21 protein-coding genes are annotated in these 19,724 nt (G+C 50.0%); 2 read left to right on the plus strand and 19 right to left on the minus strand.

Annotated features, from left to right (window positions below; genetic code table 11):
- Positions 1–1,650, plus strand: coding sequence for a hypothetical protein (locus GBC03_14680; GenBank protein ID QFS71363.1), 1,650 nt, complete (start codon positions 1–3; stop codon positions 1,648–1,650).
- A 368-nt stretch (positions 1,651–2,018) separates the two neighbouring features.
- On the opposite strand, the gene GBC03_14685 is transcribed toward GBC03_14680, so the two are convergent.
- The gene (locus GBC03_14685) at positions 2,019–2,822 is read right to left on the minus strand and encodes a hypothetical protein (GenBank protein QFS71364.1); all 804 of its coding nucleotides are present in this window, start codon (positions 2,820–2,822) and stop codon (positions 2,019–2,021) included.
- A gap of 344 nt (positions 2,823–3,166) precedes the next feature.
- Between GBC03_14685 and GBC03_14690 the strand changes: the two genes are divergently transcribed.
- A complete protein-coding gene (locus GBC03_14690) occupies positions 3,167–4,114 on the plus strand; it encodes a DUF1738 domain-containing protein (protein QFS71365.1) in 948 nt (315 codons plus the stop codon).
- Between the two features lie 195 nt (positions 4,115–4,309).
- Here the strand turns inward: GBC03_14690 and GBC03_14695 are convergent, their stop codons facing one another.
- The 18 genes from GBC03_14695 to GBC03_14780 all read right to left on the minus strand — a co-directional run bounded on the left by GBC03_14695 (position 4,310) and on the right by GBC03_14780 (position 19,698).
- Positions 4,310–5,056 (minus strand): molybdopterin-guanine dinucleotide biosynthesis protein MobC, encoded by a 747-nt coding sequence (locus GBC03_14695; GenBank protein QFS71366.1) that lies wholly within the window; start codon positions 5,054–5,056, stop codon positions 4,310–4,312.
- Between the two features lie 9 nt (positions 5,057–5,065).
- Positions 5,066–6,925 (minus strand): TraM recognition domain-containing protein, encoded by a 1,860-nt coding sequence (locus GBC03_14700; GenBank protein ID QFS71367.1) that lies wholly within the window; start codon positions 6,923–6,925, stop codon positions 5,066–5,068.
- Complete coding sequence (locus tag GBC03_14705) at positions 6,922–7,203, minus strand: hypothetical protein (protein QFS71368.1); 282 nt, start codon at positions 7,201–7,203, stop codon at positions 6,922–6,924. The genes GBC03_14700 and GBC03_14705 overlap by 4 nt, the downstream gene beginning before the upstream one ends.
- A 420-nt stretch (positions 7,204–7,623) precedes the next feature.
- The gene (locus GBC03_14710) at positions 7,624–7,926 is read right to left on the minus strand and encodes a conjugal transfer protein (protein ID QFS71369.1); all 303 of its coding nucleotides are present in this window, start codon (positions 7,924–7,926) and stop codon (positions 7,624–7,626) included.
- Positions 7,927–7,986: 60 nt separating this feature from the next.
- Positions 7,987–9,006: a P-type DNA transfer ATPase VirB11 gene (gene virB11, locus GBC03_14715; protein QFS71370.1), complete on the minus strand. Its 1,020-nt coding sequence runs from the start codon at positions 9,004–9,006 to the stop codon at positions 7,987–7,989.
- Positions 8,996–10,303, minus strand: coding sequence for a hypothetical protein (locus tag GBC03_14720; protein ID QFS71371.1), 1,308 nt, complete (start codon positions 10,301–10,303; stop codon positions 8,996–8,998). Before GBC03_14720 ends, virB11 begins: the two co-directional genes overlap by 11 nt.
- Entirely contained in the window at positions 10,300–11,187 is an 888-nt protein-coding gene (virB9, locus tag GBC03_14725; protein ID QFS74009.1) for a P-type conjugative transfer protein VirB9, read from the minus strand. The genes GBC03_14720 and virB9 overlap by 4 nt, the downstream gene beginning before the upstream one ends.
- Complete coding sequence (locus GBC03_14730) at positions 11,187–11,870, minus strand: type IV secretion system protein (GenBank protein ID QFS71372.1); 684 nt, start codon at positions 11,868–11,870, stop codon at positions 11,187–11,189. The genes virB9 and GBC03_14730 overlap by 1 nt, the downstream gene beginning before the upstream one ends.
- 222 nt (positions 11,871–12,092) lie before the next feature.
- On the minus strand, positions 12,093–13,124 hold the full coding sequence (locus GBC03_14735) for a conjugal transfer protein TrbL (GenBank protein ID QFS71373.1): 1,032 nt from the start codon (positions 13,122–13,124) through the stop codon (positions 12,093–12,095).
- A 75-nt stretch (positions 13,125–13,199) separates the two neighbouring features.
- Positions 13,200–13,475, minus strand: a complete 276-nt coding sequence (locus tag GBC03_14740) for an EexN family lipoprotein (GenBank protein QFS71374.1) — start codon at positions 13,473–13,475, stop codon at positions 13,200–13,202.
- A gap of 11 nt (positions 13,476–13,486) precedes the next feature.
- Positions 13,487–14,215: a type IV secretion system protein VirB5 gene (locus GBC03_14745; GenBank protein ID QFS71375.1), complete on the minus strand. Its 729-nt coding sequence runs from the start codon at positions 14,213–14,215 to the stop codon at positions 13,487–13,489.
- Between the two features lie 22 nt (positions 14,216–14,237).
- Positions 14,238–16,985 (minus strand): ATPase, encoded by a 2,748-nt coding sequence (locus GBC03_14750; protein QFS71376.1) that lies wholly within the window; start codon positions 16,983–16,985, stop codon positions 14,238–14,240.
- Between the two features lie 11 nt (positions 16,986–16,996).
- Complete coding sequence (locus tag GBC03_14755; GenBank protein ID QFS71377.1) at positions 16,997–17,275, minus strand: conjugal transfer protein; 279 nt, start codon at positions 17,273–17,275, stop codon at positions 16,997–16,999.
- A complete protein-coding gene (locus GBC03_14760; GenBank protein ID QFS71378.1) occupies positions 17,272–17,916 on the minus strand; it encodes a transglycosylase SLT domain-containing protein in 645 nt (214 codons plus the stop codon). Before GBC03_14760 ends, GBC03_14755 begins: the two co-directional genes overlap by 4 nt.
- Before the next feature lie 70 nt (positions 17,917–17,986).
- A complete protein-coding gene (locus GBC03_14765; GenBank protein ID QFS71379.1) occupies positions 17,987–18,208 on the minus strand; it encodes a hypothetical protein in 222 nt (73 codons plus the stop codon).
- Between the two features lie 396 nt (positions 18,209–18,604).
- Positions 18,605–18,814 (minus strand): TraR/DksA family transcriptional regulator, encoded by a 210-nt coding sequence (locus GBC03_14770; GenBank protein QFS71380.1) that lies wholly within the window; start codon positions 18,812–18,814, stop codon positions 18,605–18,607.
- Positions 18,804–19,394 (minus strand): DUF2857 family protein, encoded by a 591-nt coding sequence (locus tag GBC03_14775; GenBank protein QFS74010.1) that lies wholly within the window; start codon positions 19,392–19,394, stop codon positions 18,804–18,806. Before GBC03_14775 ends, GBC03_14770 begins: the two co-directional genes overlap by 11 nt.
- A gap of 118 nt (positions 19,395–19,512) precedes the next feature.
- Positions 19,513–19,698, minus strand: coding sequence for an AlpA family phage regulatory protein (locus tag GBC03_14780; protein ID QFS71381.1), 186 nt, complete (start codon positions 19,696–19,698; stop codon positions 19,513–19,515).
- Positions 19,699–19,724 lie beyond the last annotated feature (26 nt).

Genomic DNA, 19,724 nt, shown 5'->3' on the forward strand with positions numbered 1-19,724 from the left:
ATGAAAACATTCAATGAATTTTCAACAGCAGTTACTGATCATTTTATTCAGAATATTATCTTCATTGATGATAAAGCATATAATAGCAATGGCCCAAAAGATCAGCATGAATTTGATGCACAAGAAGTCACAAAAATATTTTCTAAGAAGGGAAAAATTTGTGCTGTCTATAAACCTCAGTTAGTTAGCGATCTGGAATACTTAACTTCAATTGCGAACAAGTCTGATGTAACAATACTTGATTGGCAGATAGTGCTTGATGAGGAACCAGCAGAAAATGATTCACAAAATGATGAAGAAGATGCTGAGGAGGATGATGTAAGAGGCGTGTACACGAAGAAAATTATCACATCTCTTCTTGGTGATATTGATAATCAACACTGTATAAAATTGATCCTAATTTATACTGGTGAGGTCGATCTCCCTAACATTGCATCAGAAATTAATGCGGCACTTAATGAAAAAAACATTTCTGGTTTCAGCATTAATCAAGATGATCCATGCACTGTTATGTCTAATAATTGTAAAATTATGGTCATATCAAAAGCAAATGGAGGAGTCGGTCGAGCTCAACATTTACCAGAATTGGCTAATAAAACAAAGAGTTATGAAGAATTACCTGATTTCATATCATTACAATTTACGGAAATGACAAGTGGGTTACTTTCCAATTTCGCAATGGAATCTCTTGCTGAAATTAGAAGGAACTTTCATCATATTTTGACTCTCTTTTCTAAGGAGTTAGACGCAGCTTATTTAGCGCATCAAACTTTGTTACCTAACTCTTTTGATGCAAATGAACTGTTAGTCCAGCTGCTGAGCGATACCTTTTCATCCATTATTAGATATAGAAGCCTAAATCAATTTTTGAATGAAGAAAAAGTCAAGTTATGGCTTGAACAGAATATTGAAGATGGAATAAAGCCATTCTATAAGGACGATGGTACTCCAGACAATGTTTTTTACCAAAGAAATGCGGACATGTTATTGAGGTTATTGCGGTCTGATTCCGATGTTAATAATAAATTTTCTAGTTCTTTAATCAGCAGCGATGGGCAACAACTATCAACAAAAAAAATCGGTATTCTAATAAAAAAATATGCCACAACCTTGTTTGCGGAATTTGATAAGACAGAAGAAATTAATAAAAATTTTGCAAAGTTATGCTACCATAGAAGTGCAATTTTTTCGCCTCATCATCTTCCATTTTTATCACTGGGTACGGTTGTTAAAAGCACTCTCGATAATGGGTGTTATTATATTTGCATTCAACAAAGATGTGATTCTGTAAGAATTCAAGAGGGAGAGATGCGTCGCTTTCTTTTTATTTCATTAGACGAGGTTAATGATGGTGGGTTTAACTTTTTAACCCCTAATGGTATTAAACTTAAAATTGATAAGTCTACATATTCTCTACGAACAGTTAAGTTTTCGGGAACTAATGGTTTCGCTCTTGCAACAAGATGTGAAATTGATAACAAAAAATATTTTGAACCATCTTATTACTCCAATGAAAAAGAACATTCCGAGAGGTTTGAGTTTATCATTGAGCTGAAAGAACTTTACGCTCAGCGCATAGTTGAGGAATATAGTTCGAGTCTATCTCGTGTCGGTCTTGATGAACCCGAATGGGTTCGGCGGTTGAACTAGATATTTATGCCATAAATGTATTTTTTAGATGTTATATGACAGTTTCCAGTGTGCAATAAAAGGGAACTGTCAGTATTATTTTTATATATAATGGTTGTTGGCAGAAAATATGTTTCTGGTAAAAGGTAATTAAGTAACCTTCTTGTCTAATCCATTGTTTTAATTATGATTATCATCAAGTGGTCATATGCGAAACAGTATCTAATATAACCTACATTGCTGTTAATGAATTTTATTTTCTCTTTGCGGGTTTCTTTTATTTTCCAATGTGATTGGAATAGTTAGATAGAAGTCAAAAAATAAAAACATTGCCCGTATTATCTTAACGTAAAAATGACTACTTACCTTTAATCCTGATAAATATAAGGTCAATCTTTATCTTCAATATTTCCCATTATTGCACTGATAAATGCTGCGTGCGGTTGAAAATTTAATTCTGATGACATTAAATCAGCCATACGATCAATCAATCCGTCATGAGTCGGGTTTTTGAATGGAAAAATGTCGGCATCTACGAAAAATTTTCCAGCAGCTATACGCTGAATGTTAGCCATATCGACCGCTTCGATATCTTTACTTAAAATCCTTAATTTCTCTGCATCAGGTATATCTACAACATCAATGTATCCATCAGGTAATCCAAGTGCTCTGGTTACATCATCCCAATTATATCCTAAGGAAGTTTTTCCTTCGATTGTAAAAGCTTGGGCTGGGCAAGACGCGAATGGGAAGGCTTCTTGGCATTTAAGTAATAAAGTTGCTAATTTCATCAGTTGCTCTGAACAACATTCACGAATATCTCTCCCTTTCAGTTCGGGGGGGATTTTTTGTGAGTGGCCAACAAAACGATATGTACATAAACCATTTGGCAAAAACCCGCCAATATAAGATACAGGACCCTCTTTTTGCGTTAAATTTCTTAATTCTACAAAAAAACGCATACTCAAATCAGATTTCATTTCTGATTGTTGAAGGCCATACCACGTTGAAAACCCGTCTACACCAGACATAGCCTTTTGGAGGACAAACGTCACACTACGGCTAGCAGAAAGAAAAGCATTGAGTACAAACTGGAATTCTAAACCATCTAAGGTTATTGAACGTTTAAAGAAATATTCTGCTTCCATAAGTTTTTCAACAGGATGACGTAAACTCGTGAAAATATGTGCCATTTCGTATCTCTGCAATCTGAAGGTAATAATAAGATTGTGCTATATGAATATTTTATCATAGCTCATTACAAAAACAGAGTTTGCATTATTACTTAGTAAGTAATCGAAACTCAAGTTCACCACTGCAAAGTAAGGGGCGCTACACCCGGCTATACAGGGGCAGGTTTCTCTCCTGTGCATTTTCCGTTCTCCGTATCTGCTTCCGGTTAATCGTTTCCCAACACAACCCATCCTGCAAGGGTAAATGGCACGCATGCTGCGCCCTTGCAGGACAGAACGATGCCGGGAAAGCGAACCGTCAGGCGATACGAAGACGAAAATTACACACTGACGGAGAAAAAAACATGTCGATTTCCCTGCACACCACCCGGACAAGCGCCCCTAACACCGCAGTGGCGACCAGCGTATCCCCGCTGGACCCGTCAGGCTCCTCAAAAACGAATTTTTCTAAAACCAGAACCGACATTTACCAGACTGTTACTGACAACATCATTGCAGCGCTGGAAGCCGGTGTAAAACCGTGGTCCTGCCCGTGGCAGCGTGTATCCGGCATGTCTGGTTTGCCATCCAATTACGCCACCGGCGTATCCTACAGCGGGATGAACATCATGTTGCTGTGGTGCAGCGCATCTAAGCAGGGTTTCAGCGATTCCCGCTGGATGACCTACAAACAGGCACAGGCAGCAGGTGGGCAGGTTCGCAAGGGTGAACATGGCACTACAGCCATTTTCTATACGACCCTGGAAAAGGAAAACGACGCCGGAGAAGTTGAACAAATCCCGATGTTGAAAACCTTCACTGTGTTTAACATTCAGCAAATTGACGGTTTGCCCCTGATAACTGAAACGGCTAGCCCGGAAGCAACCTTTGACCCGTTGCCGCAGGCTGAGAACCTGTTACGGAAGAGCGGCGCAAACATTATCGAGAAAGGACAAAACGCCTTTTTCAGCCCATCAACTGATGAGGTCTGGCTACCGGAGCGCCATCTTTTCGCTGATGCGGCAAACTTCTACGCTACCGGCCTGCATGAGCTGGTTCACTGGAGTGGGGGTAAAAAACGCCTGAACCGTGAAATGAAAGGGAAGTTTGGCAGTGCGGATTATGCAGAGGAAGAACTTGTCGCGGAGCTGGGAAGTGCCTTTCTGATGGCGGATTTGGGGATCGATGGCGAAGTACAACATGAAAGCTACATCGCTTCCTGGCTGAAAGCGCTGAAAAACGACAAGCGGTATATTTTCAAAGCGGCCAGCGCAGCCTCTAAAGCGCATTGTTATTTGATGAATAAACTCTGAGGCCGGAGCCGGATAACCGCAAGGGAATGCGGTTACATGTTTTTTACCGGCAACGCTGCAAGGCGCAGACTGAGGCGGAACGCAGCACAGCGAGTACCGAACAGTCTGCGCCTCGCAGTGGAATGAACAAAATCGACCGGCCTGGCGGTATCGCCGCCAGGCCGGTGAGGCCATCCCGATGGCCTGAGTAAAAGCTTACGTATAGCTGTCTAATGACAGGTGTTTCAGTTCATCAACTGTATAAATGCGAAACACCAGACGGTGGCGTTCTTCCAGCGGGACGTGCTGATGGTTGATGACGACATGCCTGATGCTGTCAAACAGCAGTTCAAGCGCACGCTTCTTCTGTGGATCGGGCACAACATAAAAAACGTAAATCCACTGCTTGCGGGTACGGGCCAGCAGGTGGCTTGCCATGATCGACTGATAACGGGCTCGGGTTTTCAGGCGGCGCTCGGTTTCAATGGCAATAACCTTACCGTCAGGCAGAGTCAGTAACCCGTCCGGGCGATGTTTCACCTGATACTGGCTGATAAAGGTGGCACGGTCACCGTTAATCCATCCCGAAGCGCCTTTCTTCTCCAGAATAAGCCTGGCGGCCTGATTATCAAGATGATGCTCCAGCGTCCAGCCGGTAATTTTTGATGGTTCAAACCGCGCGGGAAAGATTTTATCATTCGGGGTTAGCACCATGGCCAGCCCGTCGCTGGTGATCCCCCATAATGAAATCTTCATTGTTCGTGATTCAAGCGCATGCTTCTGTATTAACCCCATTCGCTCTGTTTTTGCCAGCAGCGAATAAAGCGACTTATGATCCCGGAAACCAAATAGCAGCATCAGCGTTTTAAAATCGCTGTAGGTTTCTTCTTTCAGGAAGTTCAGCAGTTGTTTTATTTTTTCTCTGTTGCGTGTCTGGCGCTCTTTATATGTCGAAATCAGCATAAGCGCTCCTTAAAAATCCAGCGGGGACAGGTGTTCTTCCTCATCAGGTTGGGGCTTTGCCGGTTTGACTTCGTTTTCGTCGAAGAAAAGAGCCGGATGCGATGTCATCTCATCCAGCGCGGTTGGTTTATCATCGTCGCCAAAATCCAGTGCGATCTTCACAGGTGCCGCCGCTGCGGCAATATCAGGGGAAACAGAAAAGGTTTTTAACCGGCGCTTTCTGACCTTTATCGGTGAAATTAATGATGCAGAAGGTTGCGTTTTTGTCGTAAAGATAAAGCTGACAAAATCGGGCAGGTTCAGGATCATATTGCTGTCAATAAAGAAACGTTCGGCCTGGCGGATTGTGCGCTCACTGTCGATGGTTTCCGTCAACATATTATCCGTCTTGGCCTTACGTAGTTCGTCATCCACCAGGATTGTGCCTGACATTCTCGCTACCCAGTCCGCTGTATCCGGGTCCATAACCCGGTAAACCAGTTTGAATTTGGCATTTTCAACGACCGCACCGACAACGGCGTCACCTTTCAAATCTGCCGGGCAGTCTTTTAAATCGGCGATGGACTGGTGGTCCATAATAATGTGTACGCCTTTATCCCGCGCCGCGCCTAAACCTTCCAGCGCTGGCCTGGATAAATGGTATTTCAGTTCGGAAAGATAAATAGCAATGGGGCGGGGGACGTCTGTTACTCGATCGCGCCTTTCTGCCAGCTGGTAAAGGCGAACCAGCAGCATGCGCTGGGCGGTAATAATTTTGCTGTTTCGCATGGACCCGATAACATAACAGCAGCCACCTTCATCAAATATTTTTTTGAGTGAAAAACCCTCCGGTGAATTAATGGCATTGAGTAAGGCCAGTTCCTCAATCTTACCGAAAAAGGCTTTGATTTTTTCGGCGATGCTCTGAACGTAGTCACCGTTATAAACATCACGGATTGTTGCAGATGTGTTATCACTGACAAATTGTGCGGCCATACGGGCGGCTTTTCGGTCATCAATGCGATAAAAGTCCGACTCCTGACCTTTCTCTGCCAGACTGAAACCGGCAACAAAAAGCTCTTCCAGTTCATCGGCGGTGATCTCTTCAATGAGGTTTAACTGGTATTGGGTTTTACGCAGGTCAATCAGGGCAAAAGGTTTGCCTGCATCCTCGCAGGCTTTGCGGTAAAGGTGGGGTGCCCATTCATCATCCTTGGGGTCCATAACAAACACACCTTCACCGGCCAGAATACTTTGATAAAGCAATATCCCGGTGGCAACCCCTTTACCGGCTCCGGTGGTGCCGATAATATCCGCGTGCTGTTTCTGCCAGTCTTTTAACGGGATATACATTGGTTCGTTCTCCCTGTCCATGCCGATAAATAGCCCTTTACTCAGGTCGATATAATGCAGCGGGTCATAATGCAGTGTTTCCGGCAAAAGGGATTTTACGGTGCGGACATCAGTACGTAATTCCCGTTCAAGGGTGGTCTTTTTAACAAGGCGTTTCTTTATTTTGTCCAGTTCCGGCGTGAATACCCGGCGAAGCATAATATGAAAAATAATCCCGGTTACAGTGAAAGCAATCCGTACTGACCACGCCAGTGCTGAATTATCACTGGTGAGTCTGATGTTATACAGCCACTGAAAGGATCCGATAACTATCGGAGCCAGTGTACCGGAGAGGAAACACAGCATGGAAAAAGCAATAATCAGCTTTTTCCAGAGTGGAGCTTTCTGCCGTTCATCGCTTTTCATTGATGCAAAAAATGGCATCGTCAGCCCCGCTAATAACGCCAGTATTAGTTGTTGCTGTTCCACAAAAGCGAGCAGCACCAGCATCCCGTTCACTATCGGCGACAGTGAAGCGGCAAGCTTATTTAAAATCATCGTGCCTCCTTCGTCAGCGATTCGCCCCATGACATCGCCCCATCAATTCGCCCCACGGTGTCGGGCGAAAAGGCGGGGCGAGCGTATGGGGTAAAGAAGGTGGCCGCGTTGCGGCCATGTGCAGGAAAGCATGCTTCCCTGCACGAAACGGCGTGCGCCGGTACATGCGGGCTGGACGCCCTTATTGCCTGCCGCATGGGGATAATGTCGTGGCTGGACGCCGCGCCAAACCCCCCTGGGTCAAAAGCGGCACACCGTCGCCCGCTACGCGCGACCACCCCCTTTAAGACGGTCGCTTTCGCCTTTTTCTTCCCTTTGCTCGTTTCTCGCAGCGGGAATAAAAGGGAAGCTGACCTTTAAAGAGGGTGGTCGCGCCACGCTACCGGCTTTGGGCCGGAGACTTAGCTGCGACGGTGTGCGGGGCTTTGCCCCCCAGATAAACCGCTGTCGTAGGCGACAGCTTTTCGCTCGCTTGGGCGGCGAAATTTATCCGGCTCCCCCCGGCCTGCAAAATCCGCGTGGGCGCGGATGTTTGCAGGTGAGGCGCGGTGCCTGAATTATTTTCGCTCCTTAACCCGCGAAAATATTTCTGTCCGCTGCCTCATTTTTACGGCCCCTGTTTCTTCGCTCCTTAATCCGCGAAAAACAGAAGCCGTAAAAACCTGAAAACCGTCATGCTCTGTGCTGTCTCGCCAGTATTAACCACGAACGCGGCCATATATACTGATGATTTGACCGATAGCCGCCGGGTCTGCCGAGTCACATTCACTTAAAAATGATTGTCTGGCATCGGCCGTATGGTCAGGAAGAAAGCCGTGTTTATTCTTTTTCACGATATTAAAGAATTCACGTTCAGCGGAATGACATTCACTGCCTCCGCCATTTCCGGTTGCTTTACCGTACATACATAATACCACTTCGCAGGCATCAGCAGCCATTAAAGAGGTTGAGCATGACGCCATAATGCAGAGCAATATTACTGAGGATATTACTTTTTTCATTTCAGCCGCCGTTATGATTAATGAAAGGTTACGTATTTTGGGTGATGTTATTTGTCGGGGTTATTTTATTAATGCCTCTTTCATGTTATTTAAATGAACTGGCTTAAAGTAAATATCACGCATCCGGCGCACATCGCTGTGTATATCAATACTGACGATGATATCGATGCTTTTAAGCACTTTGCGTAACAAAACATCAAAAGGAATATTCCGGCAGTCGGGGTTTTCATAGCAGCGGTCAATGATCCCTTCAATACATTCTGCCGGACTGCCCGCATGCAGGGAAGTGATTAACCCCTCATGCCCGGAGCCGATAATTTTCAGCGCGTCCCACGCTTCCCGCCCACGAATTTCCGCCAGTAATATACGGTCAGGGTTCATTCGATAATTAGCACGGATCAGTCTGCCGGGCGTGATAATAGCATTATCCCCGGCATCCGCCGGGTAAAAAAGATGAACATAATTGGCATGGTGATAAAAATGGATTTCGGGATTATCCTCAATCGTAACCAGTCGGAGATGCAGCGGAATATAATGCAGCAGCGTTTTCATATAGGTGGTTTTGCCTGAGCCGGTTTCACCCACAATAAAAATCGTTTTGCCGTATTCCACCGCCTTTTCCATAAAACGGGGGATATTCCCGCTGTGATATAACTGAACCAGTGCATCATCCTGGCTTTCAGTTTTTTCCTGACTGGCCACGTGCTGATAAAATCCAGCATCAATCCATGACTGATGTATTTTCTGCTCAAACGCGGGTTTGCGTAACGTAATGGACACCGTATTTCGCTCACAGGCCGGGGGAATAATGGACTGAATACGTTCGCCGGATCCCAGCGTGGCAGAAAGGATCGGTGACGTATCGTCAATATTATCGTCATGCCAGGACGCCAGTGCTCTGGCAAAGGCATAACACTGACGCAGCGTGACCGGGGATTCATGCCGCTGCCATGCCCCGTTTATTTTGGTGTGCAGTTCCCCCGGTCGGTTAATCGCGATTTCGGTCAGCCCTTCGATTGGCAGATAATCACCGAACAGCTGATTTTTCATAAAATCCAGTGACAGGTTTTCAGCGCTCATACCATTTCTTTTTCAGCCGTAGTTGATAAACAGAAGAAAAATCAATATCCGTACCGGTCATGATGCCGATCACGTCGCCCTGGTTCAGGTACATCGTGGGAGGGATACTGATGCTGTTTTCCAGCGTCGTTTTCGCCATTTCCGCCGTGGCGGCACGGGTGTTTTCGGTATAGTCGGTATTGCGGTCTTTACCCGGCGCGGCATCTGATGCCGCTGCCGCCGCGTCCTGCACGGTACTCAGCATCAGGGCGTTGCCGAAACGCTCCCAGAAATGGCTGTCGATCCAGCCCGCGATCCCCGACTCACCGAGCGGGCCGGTGGCCTGCGTATCGGTGAGCGGAATTTGCAGGCTGCCGGGCTCCGGCGTGCGCAGTTCCGTCCACAGTACAAACATCCGGCTGCGCCCGTGTTGCAGTGCGCCGGTGCGGTAGACACCACGGGCGACCGTTCCTGCCGGGATCAGCTTCACATGGTTACTGGCGCTCCAGACGTTCTCACCGATCAGGCAGGAGATATGACCGCCAACATCGGATACGAAGCGCCGCATCATCGAACACGGAATATAGCGATCCACCGGGATATAGAGATCGGGATCAAGGCCCAGTCGCCTGACACCGGTGACGCGGGCAACGCCCGGATTGTCGTTGTTATTGCTGCCTGCCGTTGCTGTCGTATCCGGGCAGCGCAGGTGTCCATCTTCGCCATTGACCAGTACCGACTGACAGGATGTGTACGCCGTGGATGATGCCGGACTGCCCGACGTTCCCGTGCCGCTGTGCGGTTCGCTACGGGACGTGCGGGCATTGCCGCTAGCTGTTGTACTGCCGTTGTTCAGCCCGTCTGCCAGCGCTGCCGCCTTGTTCAGGGCGGGCGGTTCCGCTGGCAGAACTGGAGTGGCAGGGGCGCTCTGACTGGCAGGATCTGCGCTTTCCTGCCTCCCTGGCCCGAAGAGGCCAAACGGATTACTGTCCAGGCCCAGATTTTTACGCTCCTGCCGCACTACCCCGGAGGAGGGCAGCGGAGCGGTGTCAGATTCCTTCTCATCACCCCTTTTCAGGGCGCTGAGAAGACGATCGCCACCGGATGCCAGCGCGATGACCAGTACCAGACTCAGCAGGCTGACGATCAGTGTGCGGCGACCGGAAGCCTTACGGAAACGGGTCACTTCCGGCTGACCGGGCGGCGTTTTCTGCTCCGCCTCCTGATATGCTATTGCCGCGCGGGCGCGTTCACGGGCTTCCGCTTCCCGCTCTGCGGTGGTTTTTTCCGGTTCGTCCGGGAATGGTCTGTCGCTCATTTTGCCTCCAGCGTAACGGATGGTGAAACGGTGTCGCTGTTGGTTATCGGTATGCGCCCGAATCCGTCGTTTTCGACGCCCACTACCGAGGTGCCGTAACGCAGAACCAGTTGCGGCGATGCCGGAACCACCATCACGGTGTAGTTGCCCTGTTTACCCGTCTGGGGCGTGGCTGCCTGCTCCTGTCCGTTCACCACCCGGAAAATTGAAGGCAGGGTTTTCGAGGGAGAAAAACCGATATACGCAAAACGACCGTCATCCCAGGTAAAGTCCGGGGAGATGGAGGCTGAGCCAGCTGCCACCCGTTTTGTATAGCGCCAGTTGCGCGGCGTGGTGGCCTGCCCGAATGCCGCTGCTATCCGCTGCCGGTCCAGTACTTCCTGCTGATGTTGCTGACGGGCGGCGCTGGCGGCGGCAGACTTTTTCCGCAGTTCGTCGGGATAGCGGTAGCGGATAACAAAGGCCAGAGCGGGCGAGTCTTTATCCAGCACGTTCAGCTCCAGGCTGTAATTGCGCTTCGATGTCACCACGAACAGGTTGGTTTTCCAGTCTTTTGCCGTCGGCAGAAACACCTGACTGACATTGTTGCCGCTGGCGTCCGTGACCGGCTGGGTAATCGGGTTCGGGCTGACGCCCACCCGGTTGTCGCTTTTCGTCACAGTCCAGCCTCTGGGAAAGCCCGCCTGCGCATCGATAACGGTTTCATCATAATCAAACACCAGCATGGTGACGTAGCCGGGTCGGGTACTGACAACTGTGGCATTCTGGCTGTTGTAGGTGACGTTCTGCATCCGGCTGTCATACGCGCTGCCGCGCGGTGTCGCTGCGCTCCATGCCACGCATGACACCAGCAAACCTGAGAGGAGCAGGATGTTTTTCAGCATCATTCCCCCCTCAGCTCTTTATCGCGCTGGTAGCTGGTGACGATAAAGCCCAGCGGGTTCACTTCGCGCTGACTGTCGGTCAATTGCCGGTGCGGGACGTAGCGGTAAGTGAGGCGGATATTCCACACATCCGTTTTCACGGAATTATCGGCAATACGGCGGATAGTGCGCTTGATACGCAGGGTTGCCAGATTATCCGGCCCGGTGGCAGGCGCATGCACATTGGAAATAATGGCGATATCAACAACATATTCCGCCTTGTTAAAAATCACGTCCGGTGCCTGGTCGCCGTTAAACCCGTCCAGATAGCCCCGGTTCACGCTGTCGCTGTTATATAACTGCACGTCGTCATAATCACGCTGGAGGGAGAAATAATTATATCCCTCGCGGAGTCTGACATAGTGTGCTGCCAGTGAATGCGCCAGTGCCTTTTCAGACGAAATATCCCGCTCCTTCACGCGGGTCATATATTCATAGCGCCCGGTCTGTTTATCCACTGACCATAATTCAGTGTCGGTGGTTTTCAGCGGCAGCAGAATAATAATGGCCATAATCGCCATTGCAGCCAGAATCAGTCCGGTAGCGGCCACCCCCCAGGCAGTTTTTCGGGAACGCTCTTCCTTTTCCAGCAGGATGGATTCAAAAGAGCGGGAAACATTAACAATGTTCTGAATATCAGACATGGTGAGTCAGCTCCTGAATGATGGCGGGGGAATTCACCGGCTCGGGTTCGCCGGATACCGGCGGGAGGTTGCCTTTGTGCTGCGCACAGCCCGTGAGCGCGCACAGCATCACAAGTAAGATGCTGAATTTCATGGAAGTTCCTTATTGCAGGGATGCAGGAATGCCGCACCGGTGGCGCAGGCCACGGCGTGACGGGGAAAGGAAATTAAGGGGCGGGAGGATTAACGGTGACGCTGCCGGTTCAGGCGTTTCATGCTTTCGATGGCGGCGGCGCGTTTCTGCCAGGCGCTCACGGTTTTACCCGCGCCTGCGCCGGTGAGTCTGCCGGTCGCCGCTGCGACGGCCATGCCGCCTTTCGCAGTCAGGCGGGCACCGCCCTTTACCCCCGCTCCGGCGAGGTCGGCGGATTTGTTCGCCAGTCCGCTCAGGCCACTCATGGCTGCCCCCTGCAGCACCGCCTGTACGGCGGCCCCGCTGAGTGCGCTGGCGAGCTTCGCGGAGAACCAGACCATCACACCTGCCGCTATCCCGGCCAGCAGGCACTGCGCCGCCAGCGTGACCATATTGGTTTCAGCGGATGTTTTTGTTGCAGCATCCAGTATCTTATTCAGGTAATTAATGGCGATACGGATGGATAAGGCGGAAAACATGATCGTTAATATTGCCGCAAAAATCGTTTTCAGCCAGTTATCAAACATCGGTTTAAGAAAACCGTACAGCAGGCAGAAAATAAAGAGCGGCGCGGTGGTGGTCATTAACAGGATGGTGATTTCGGCGAGCAGGTTGACAAAGGTGGCTGCCATCAGCAGGACAATAGAGCCGCCCCATACCAGCACTTCGGCAAGGCCGCCATTCAGTTTGACGTAAGTTGATGTGTCCATATTAAATAACTTTTGCCCCAGCGCCTGTGCCTTTCCCCAGACAGTATCGAGCAGCGCCCAGATATTATCATCGCCGCTGACACCGTCTTTGAGTCCCTGGATAGCCGCTACCGCCATATCAAGCCAGCCATCCCGGTTTAACACAAAGGTGGTGATCAGCAACATTCGCCCCACATCCCAGACGACATCTTCAACCGGGGTCCGGAGTTTGCCAGCCAGTGTCTGATAACCGCGATACAGTATAAATAAGGTAAAAGAGCTGACAATGATGACGCTGATCATCGTGCCGTAAGTGGAAGACTGACCTTCCAGTACAGCATTCAGTCCATCCATGATGTTTTTGTCCATACCAACAAAAATACCACCGGACATGGTGCCTCACCTGATATTTAAAGAAAGGAAATAAAAAAACAGGGAGAATTCCCTGTTTTGTTGGAGGAAATATTATTACTGTGTCACTGCATTTCGTTTTGCAGCTTCCTGCTGAAATATCGCCTCGAATTTTTCCTTAACCCCGGGCTGGCCTTCCTGTGCAAACATAAGTGCTGCCCGGTGGGCAAATTCGCAGTTATCGCTTGCCTCGCCATCCTTCAGGCATTGCGTATAAACCGCATAAGTTTCGTCAGGATGTTGCTTATACCAGGCTTCGGATTTGGTTTCCTTGCAGCCGGACAGTAATATCACGCCTGAGAGTGTGCATAAGGTGAATAAGGATCTGAGCACGGATAACCTCCTTATAAATTATTAAGGTCAGCAACAGGTGCCGTTAGCTGCTGCTGTTCAAAGGCTTTCTGTCTTTGCTGTTCCAGCAATGTCGTTCGCTGTTCAGCCTGTCTGACAGACATCTCCCACTGATTCGTCAGCGCATTTAACTGTACGCTTTTCGCCGCGATGGCGTTAGCCAGATCCTGAGACTCTTTCGAGTCCTGCGCATTCGATATACGGTCAGATAAGTCTGATATATCGCTGAGTGTGCTGTTGATCCTGTTTTCAACGTCAGTGGTATTCTCAATCGCCATTGCCTGATTGAGGATTATCTGTTTGCAACTGTCGGCCAGGGCCTGATATTTTATTCCTTCCTGTTCCTCGCTGCATACGCTGAACGATTTGTATTTACTGTAAAGGTGTTGCAGTTCATAAGAATATGCACTGTTCTGCGTGGTCAGCAGATCATCCAGTGAAATACCGTTCTTACGGAGATTATCAATATCGGTTTTCAGGCTTCGGGCATCACTGAGAAAACCCTGAATATCCCGCACGCCGGTTGCGGTAGCCAGTTGCTTCTTATACGCATTAAGTTCGCTTTTATAATGGGTAACCGTACCCTCCCATTGCTGTAGTTTCTGCATCCACTGGTTAATGGATTCGGTATTCTGCACGGCGTCGAAAACCGGTATTCCGGCGCTGAACGCCTGCGCCGAGAAAAATAACAATAATGCCAGACGGTGATTCCTGGAACGCATTGATAGTACCTCAGGTTGGCTTTCAGATTGCCCGGTCAAAAAAAGTATCTTTCCATTCATCAGGTCGCATACCATCCTGATAAATGGCATCGAATATTTTCAGGTTGTCCTCACTGCCGCTGAGAAGCCGGGTGAATTTACCCATCCCGGACAGATCCATTTTCGCCATCGCCACAAACGGGCGGGTTTCCCCGGCCCGCAGCGGTGTTTTCAGGATGACCATATAATGCTCGCCCGGATCCAGGTTCCTGACCGTGTCATAAACACTTTCCGGCACTTTCATTTTCTCCACGTAATCCGCATGGCTGGCTTTCGGGTTGGCGAGGAAAATCTGGGTACCGCACTGCTCAATAATCGCCGGGGCGATGGGGTGTCTGACGATTTCATCCGGTGACTGTGTTGCCGGAACGAAGATACCGTTCAGCTTTCGGATGACTTTCAGCATATTGAGGGAGAAGCGGGAAAATTCGACATCGGCCAGCCAGCGCCAGAACTCATCCATAAACATCACCAGGCGGCGACCATCCAGAAGACTGGTCACACGGTACAGCAGGTAAAAGGTCACGGGGCCGCGAATATCGTCATCATCCAGAAATTCGGTGCCGTCGATACCAAAGTTATCGACATCGCTGATGGTGAAAGTATCGGCCTCGTTATCAAACACCCAGCCGAACTCGCCCCCCTGCGCCCACTGTTTCAGGCGAATACGCAGCCCGTTGGTGCGGGCGTCTGTGGTCGGCGGCTCCGGCAGCACTTCCAGCAGCCGGGTGATCCCGAACCGGCGGTACTCCGGCGGATAGTCCAGCATGATGGTGTCCACGGCGGCACTGATCCGCTCCTCATCGCGCGGATCGAGCGGCTTACCGTTGCGGCGGCACAGCATGCGCACCAGCCGTTTGATGAAACTGATGTTCCGGCGGGTTGGCTCCAGCGCAAACGGGTTGAAGCCGGTGGGCTCGCCGGTATGGATGCGGAAATAACGCCCGCCCGCCTGGCGGATCGCCATCTCCGCCGCCCGGTCCTTATCGAAATACACCGTGGTCAGCCGTTTGATGGTGGCAGAAGGCGCAAACGACGCCGGGTTACGGTACTTCTGCATCAGTTGTTGCATAATGGTCATCAGCAGGGTTTTGCCGGATCCGGTTTTCCCGATAATCGCCGTATTCCCCGGCGTTTTCTCACCGGTGTCATCCCGCCCGGCCTGGCTGTCGTGCAGGTTCAGGTAATACCCGCCACCGCCGGGAGATGTGAGGATGGCGATGGCTTCCCCCCACGGATTACCGCTGCGTTTGTGGGGATGGAAGTTATGCAGGCAGGCTATATCGGCAAAATTCTGGCTGCTGACGGCCACCAGTCGGGGTCGCAGCGTATACACGCCCGGCAGTTGCGCCAGATACGCGGCGGGCAGTGACAGGGTGGAGAGCGTTGTCATAATACCAAGATCGGCGAAGGGCTGGGCCAGAACGTTAGTGTCTTTCACCACCTGTCCGGCACTGTCTGAGGAGATCAGCAGGGAAAAGTGGAATTTACCGCACGACACATGTCCGGACTGGAGCAGGTCGCGCAGGACAATCAGCTCTTCGCGCTGGGAAGTCGCGTCGTCGTCCGTGGAGTTAAGCCGTTTTTCCGCCAGACGGATATGATTCTGCGCCTCATCCCGTGCCATGCAGGTAAAGGACTGCGTCAGAACATACTCGCTTTCGGCGTACAGCAGCGCATCCAGCATACCGGTATGGGTTTCCGGGGAATAATCCTTAATCTCCAGGCTGCGGAAGAAACGGGAACCGCTGACCGTCTGGCATTCACCGGTGTCGGTGGTGAAAAAGACGTCTGGCGTACTGAGCGTTTCATAAAATGGTGAGCGCGTTACGGCCACCTTCTGCCACTGACCGGTAAGCAGACGATGGAAGAACGCCAGTTGTGAGGAATACACCCGCCCATTTTCTTCATATATCCCCAGCGGCGTTGCCATATAGCGGGATAATGAAGATTCCAGTGCTTCGCGGTATTCCAGCATGATTTTGAGCGCGTCATCCAGTGCTGCCTGGCGTTTACTGTGCGACTGCGCTTTCATGGTTTTCTTCTCAATCTGAGAGAACGGCGCGTAGCAGACGGTGAAAAACAGCCGGTGCCGCCAGAACGGTTTGTCTTTTACCGGCTGGTAATACCGACGTGTTACCTCATCGGAAAAGGGAATACCCGAACAGGCTTCAAAAACATCATGGTATTTTTCACGGAGCCGGTGAATATAGAATGTTACCGGCAGACCCTCATACGAACGAATAACGTTATTCAGGTGCGTGGCCATCAGGGTCAGGTGATGTTCGTCTTCACATTCAAAGACTGTGCCGCCCAGCTCCCAGGTGGCAACCAAATCACGGTGACGGTTTCTGATGACGTAAGGGTGAATATGGGAGGAGTACGGAATATATTTATCCAGCGTAATACGCTCGTTTAATTTCATTTTCTGAATAAACTCCGAGACATCAACGTTATCGTACTGGTTTGCCAGCAGGGCATTCGCGCCAAAATGGGTATTGGTGAAAAGCCGTCCACGGGTTTTAAACGCCAGCCAGAGCAGACTGAAATAATGAATGTCCTTTCGGGTTTTATTTTTCATTTCCGCCCATGCAGGAATGAGCATAATCGCTAGGTAATAGCTGACATAGACTGCCAGCAGGACGATGGCCCCGCTGACGAGAACGAACGGCACCAGAGGAATACCCATAATGGCGGCAGGCCGCGTGAGTGCTTTATTCAGCGTAGCCATCGTTGCCTCCCTTATGACGCCCAGTAGGCACCGAAGCCGGACGCGCCGACGATCAGGATCGCGCCGATGATGATGTTACGCATGTCATGCAGGCTCTTGCCGTCGAACAGCACCTTGTAGCCCACCCACATAGTCGCCAGTGTGATGGTGACGGCGGCCAGTCCCAGCAGGCCGGTCGAGGTATTGCTCAGTGTTTCATTGGCCTTGTTAAAACCACTGTTCGCCGCCAGCACCGGGGCAGACAGCAGCACGGAAACAACAGCGGAGTAACGGCGTTTACGCATGATCATTTCTCCTCATCAGGGATAACAGGGATAGCGCCGCGAATGACGGAATCGGGATAATGCAGGGAAGTCAGGATCGGCGCAGTGGCACCGGCAGGCTCGCCGCGCAGCACAACGGCGGGATAACGGGCAGACGGTTGTGTGCTCGGGTCAGGGGCTCGCTGCCGGTCTTCCCGGGTGGACGGGACGACATAGCCAATGCGCTGTACGTAGCTGGTCTGGTTAAAGGCGGATTCCGGTCGCTGACCGGTTTCAAAGTTGCCGGAGTAGTAACAACTGAGCGCTCGTTTCAGAGTGCTACCGCGTCGGTAACAGTCGGCGAGAATGCGCTCAAATACCGACAGATTGATGCAAGGGTTAAGTAAGTCGCTGGCCGTGACGCCGTAATGGCGGAAATTGGTGCTGGTGATTTGCATCAGGCCGACCGAATAGCGTCGGCCTTGCGCCGCCAGCCGTCCGGTGAGGCTCATCGCCTCATCATGGCTTGCGGGAAAATGTGAAATCACACCTTTGCCGCCCGGCACGATTTCAGCAATGGCGTAAGGGTGAAAACCGGATTCGACCCGTGCCACATCAAGTGCCGTGGACGGGTGAACACTGGTGGCGCACTGCGTCGCCAGCGCCAGAAAGGCTGTGGTGGAAAGCATAGTGGCCTCGTAACCGTGGGTCCGGCAGCGTATACAAAAACACGTTACCGGGGAGAAGGACAAAAGCGGGTTAAACGGCTGCGGCATCCTGTGAAATGTCACTCTCTTCTCTCGGTTCAAGCAGTACCAGCCTGCCTGAAACCGAAATACCGGGGATCAGCACGATATTCAGGCCAGGCTTACCGTTATGTGCGAAGGCCACACCAACCCTGGTCCAGTACGTGTTTTTCTCGCCCTGTGCATCGGGCTGACTTTCCTGAGTGATAAAGACGTGATAATTGGGTTTTCTCATGGTATTTCCTTTAATAAAATAGCCGTGAAAGCAATAAAAAGGTCACATCCCGGTTCTGCATTCCGGTTTTAACGGGTCAGCGAGAACATTCAGCGGCACCCTGAATTGTGGTTACGTGACAGCCCGATCCAATTTGTTAAAGAACAATCCCCGGCCTGGACGAATGAACGTCCATCAGGGCAACCATGTTGTTATGGCATTTTCAGAATCAGATATTCAGTGCGGGATATAAACGATAAATTCAAAACAAAAATAAGAGAGATAAACTGGCGAGGATTATCAGATGCGGAAAGAGGGAGAAGGATGCAGAACAGATAATAAAGAAGGCATTCTATTTTAATGGAAACAGAAAGACGTGCAGAGAAATAATATCCCCGAACGTCTTTATCGCTATTATTAGCGTCTGCGATGCTCAAGTTGTTCCTGACATTCTGTACAGGTGGTTATGCCCGGCAGAGTCTGCCGTCGTTTTTCAGGAATAGGTTTACCACATATACGACAGTGAAATAATGATGGTGTTGAACCCGGCTTAAAACGGTTCTGCTCAATCATCTCCTCCAGTCGCTGTTCATTAAATTCCTGATCGCGGTCGATCTCATCCGGCATGGAGAGTCCTCCTGCCAGTAGCGGCTTCCTGTTCGCACAGTGCGATACGTTTCCAGACCGTGGTGAGTGACAGCGCTTCGGCCTCTGGCTGCAGGATTTCCGTCACCTGCATCATGGTGATCAGTGCATCGGGCGATTCAAGGTTTTCTACCCTGCGCTGCTGCCATTGCAACCAGATAGCCACATCTGTCTTTTCATCCGGTTCAGGCGTTCGGCCATACGGCACGCTGACACCCAGCAACCGACGGCGAAGGCAGACTTCATTGGAGGTGAGACCAAAATAGTGGTTCATCAGTGCGATGGAGCCGCCCAGTCGTATGGCCCGGTCAATTAGTTGTCGGCGCTGTTCTTCCTGACCAGAATGGGCCAGCAACTGGTGCAGAACATCGTGGCGTAGCGAGACTGCGATAAAAGGCGCGGTTGCTCGGCTCAGCGTAAAGAGTGCATCTGGCGAGAGCTGGCTGAGGGCATTCATTTCGTCAAATGTGAAACCGAGATCTTCACAGTGACGAATATTGCCTTCATTAAGCGCCTGCAGGGCATTGGTGAGTACGGCGTAATTTAGTGAAGGGATCATAATATGTATTCCGTATATTTTGTTCAACAGGCAAGATAGATGTAGAAATATCTGGGTATATAGCCTGCTGGAGGGTATTTAGTCGAATCAGTTGCTTTAATTCGCCTTCCCTTGACCGCGTTTAGCGCCGGGACAATTTAATATTGATCCATTCGTCAATTTCTGATTCCAGCCAGGCCACACTGGCTGGTCCGATTTTTATTGAACGAGGAAATGTACCCTCTTTCATATACAGATAGATTTGTGAACGTTTCAAGCCGGTTTTTTCTTCAACCTTTTTTAAGCGTAATAACTGATGTGATGTCATGATTGTCTCCTGTAGCAAAACAAACA

The organism is Citrobacter telavivensis, from assembly GCA_009363175.1.
In the GTDB taxonomy this organism is placed as follows: domain Bacteria; phylum Pseudomonadota; class Gammaproteobacteria; order Enterobacterales; family Enterobacteriaceae; genus Citrobacter_A; species Citrobacter_A telavivensis.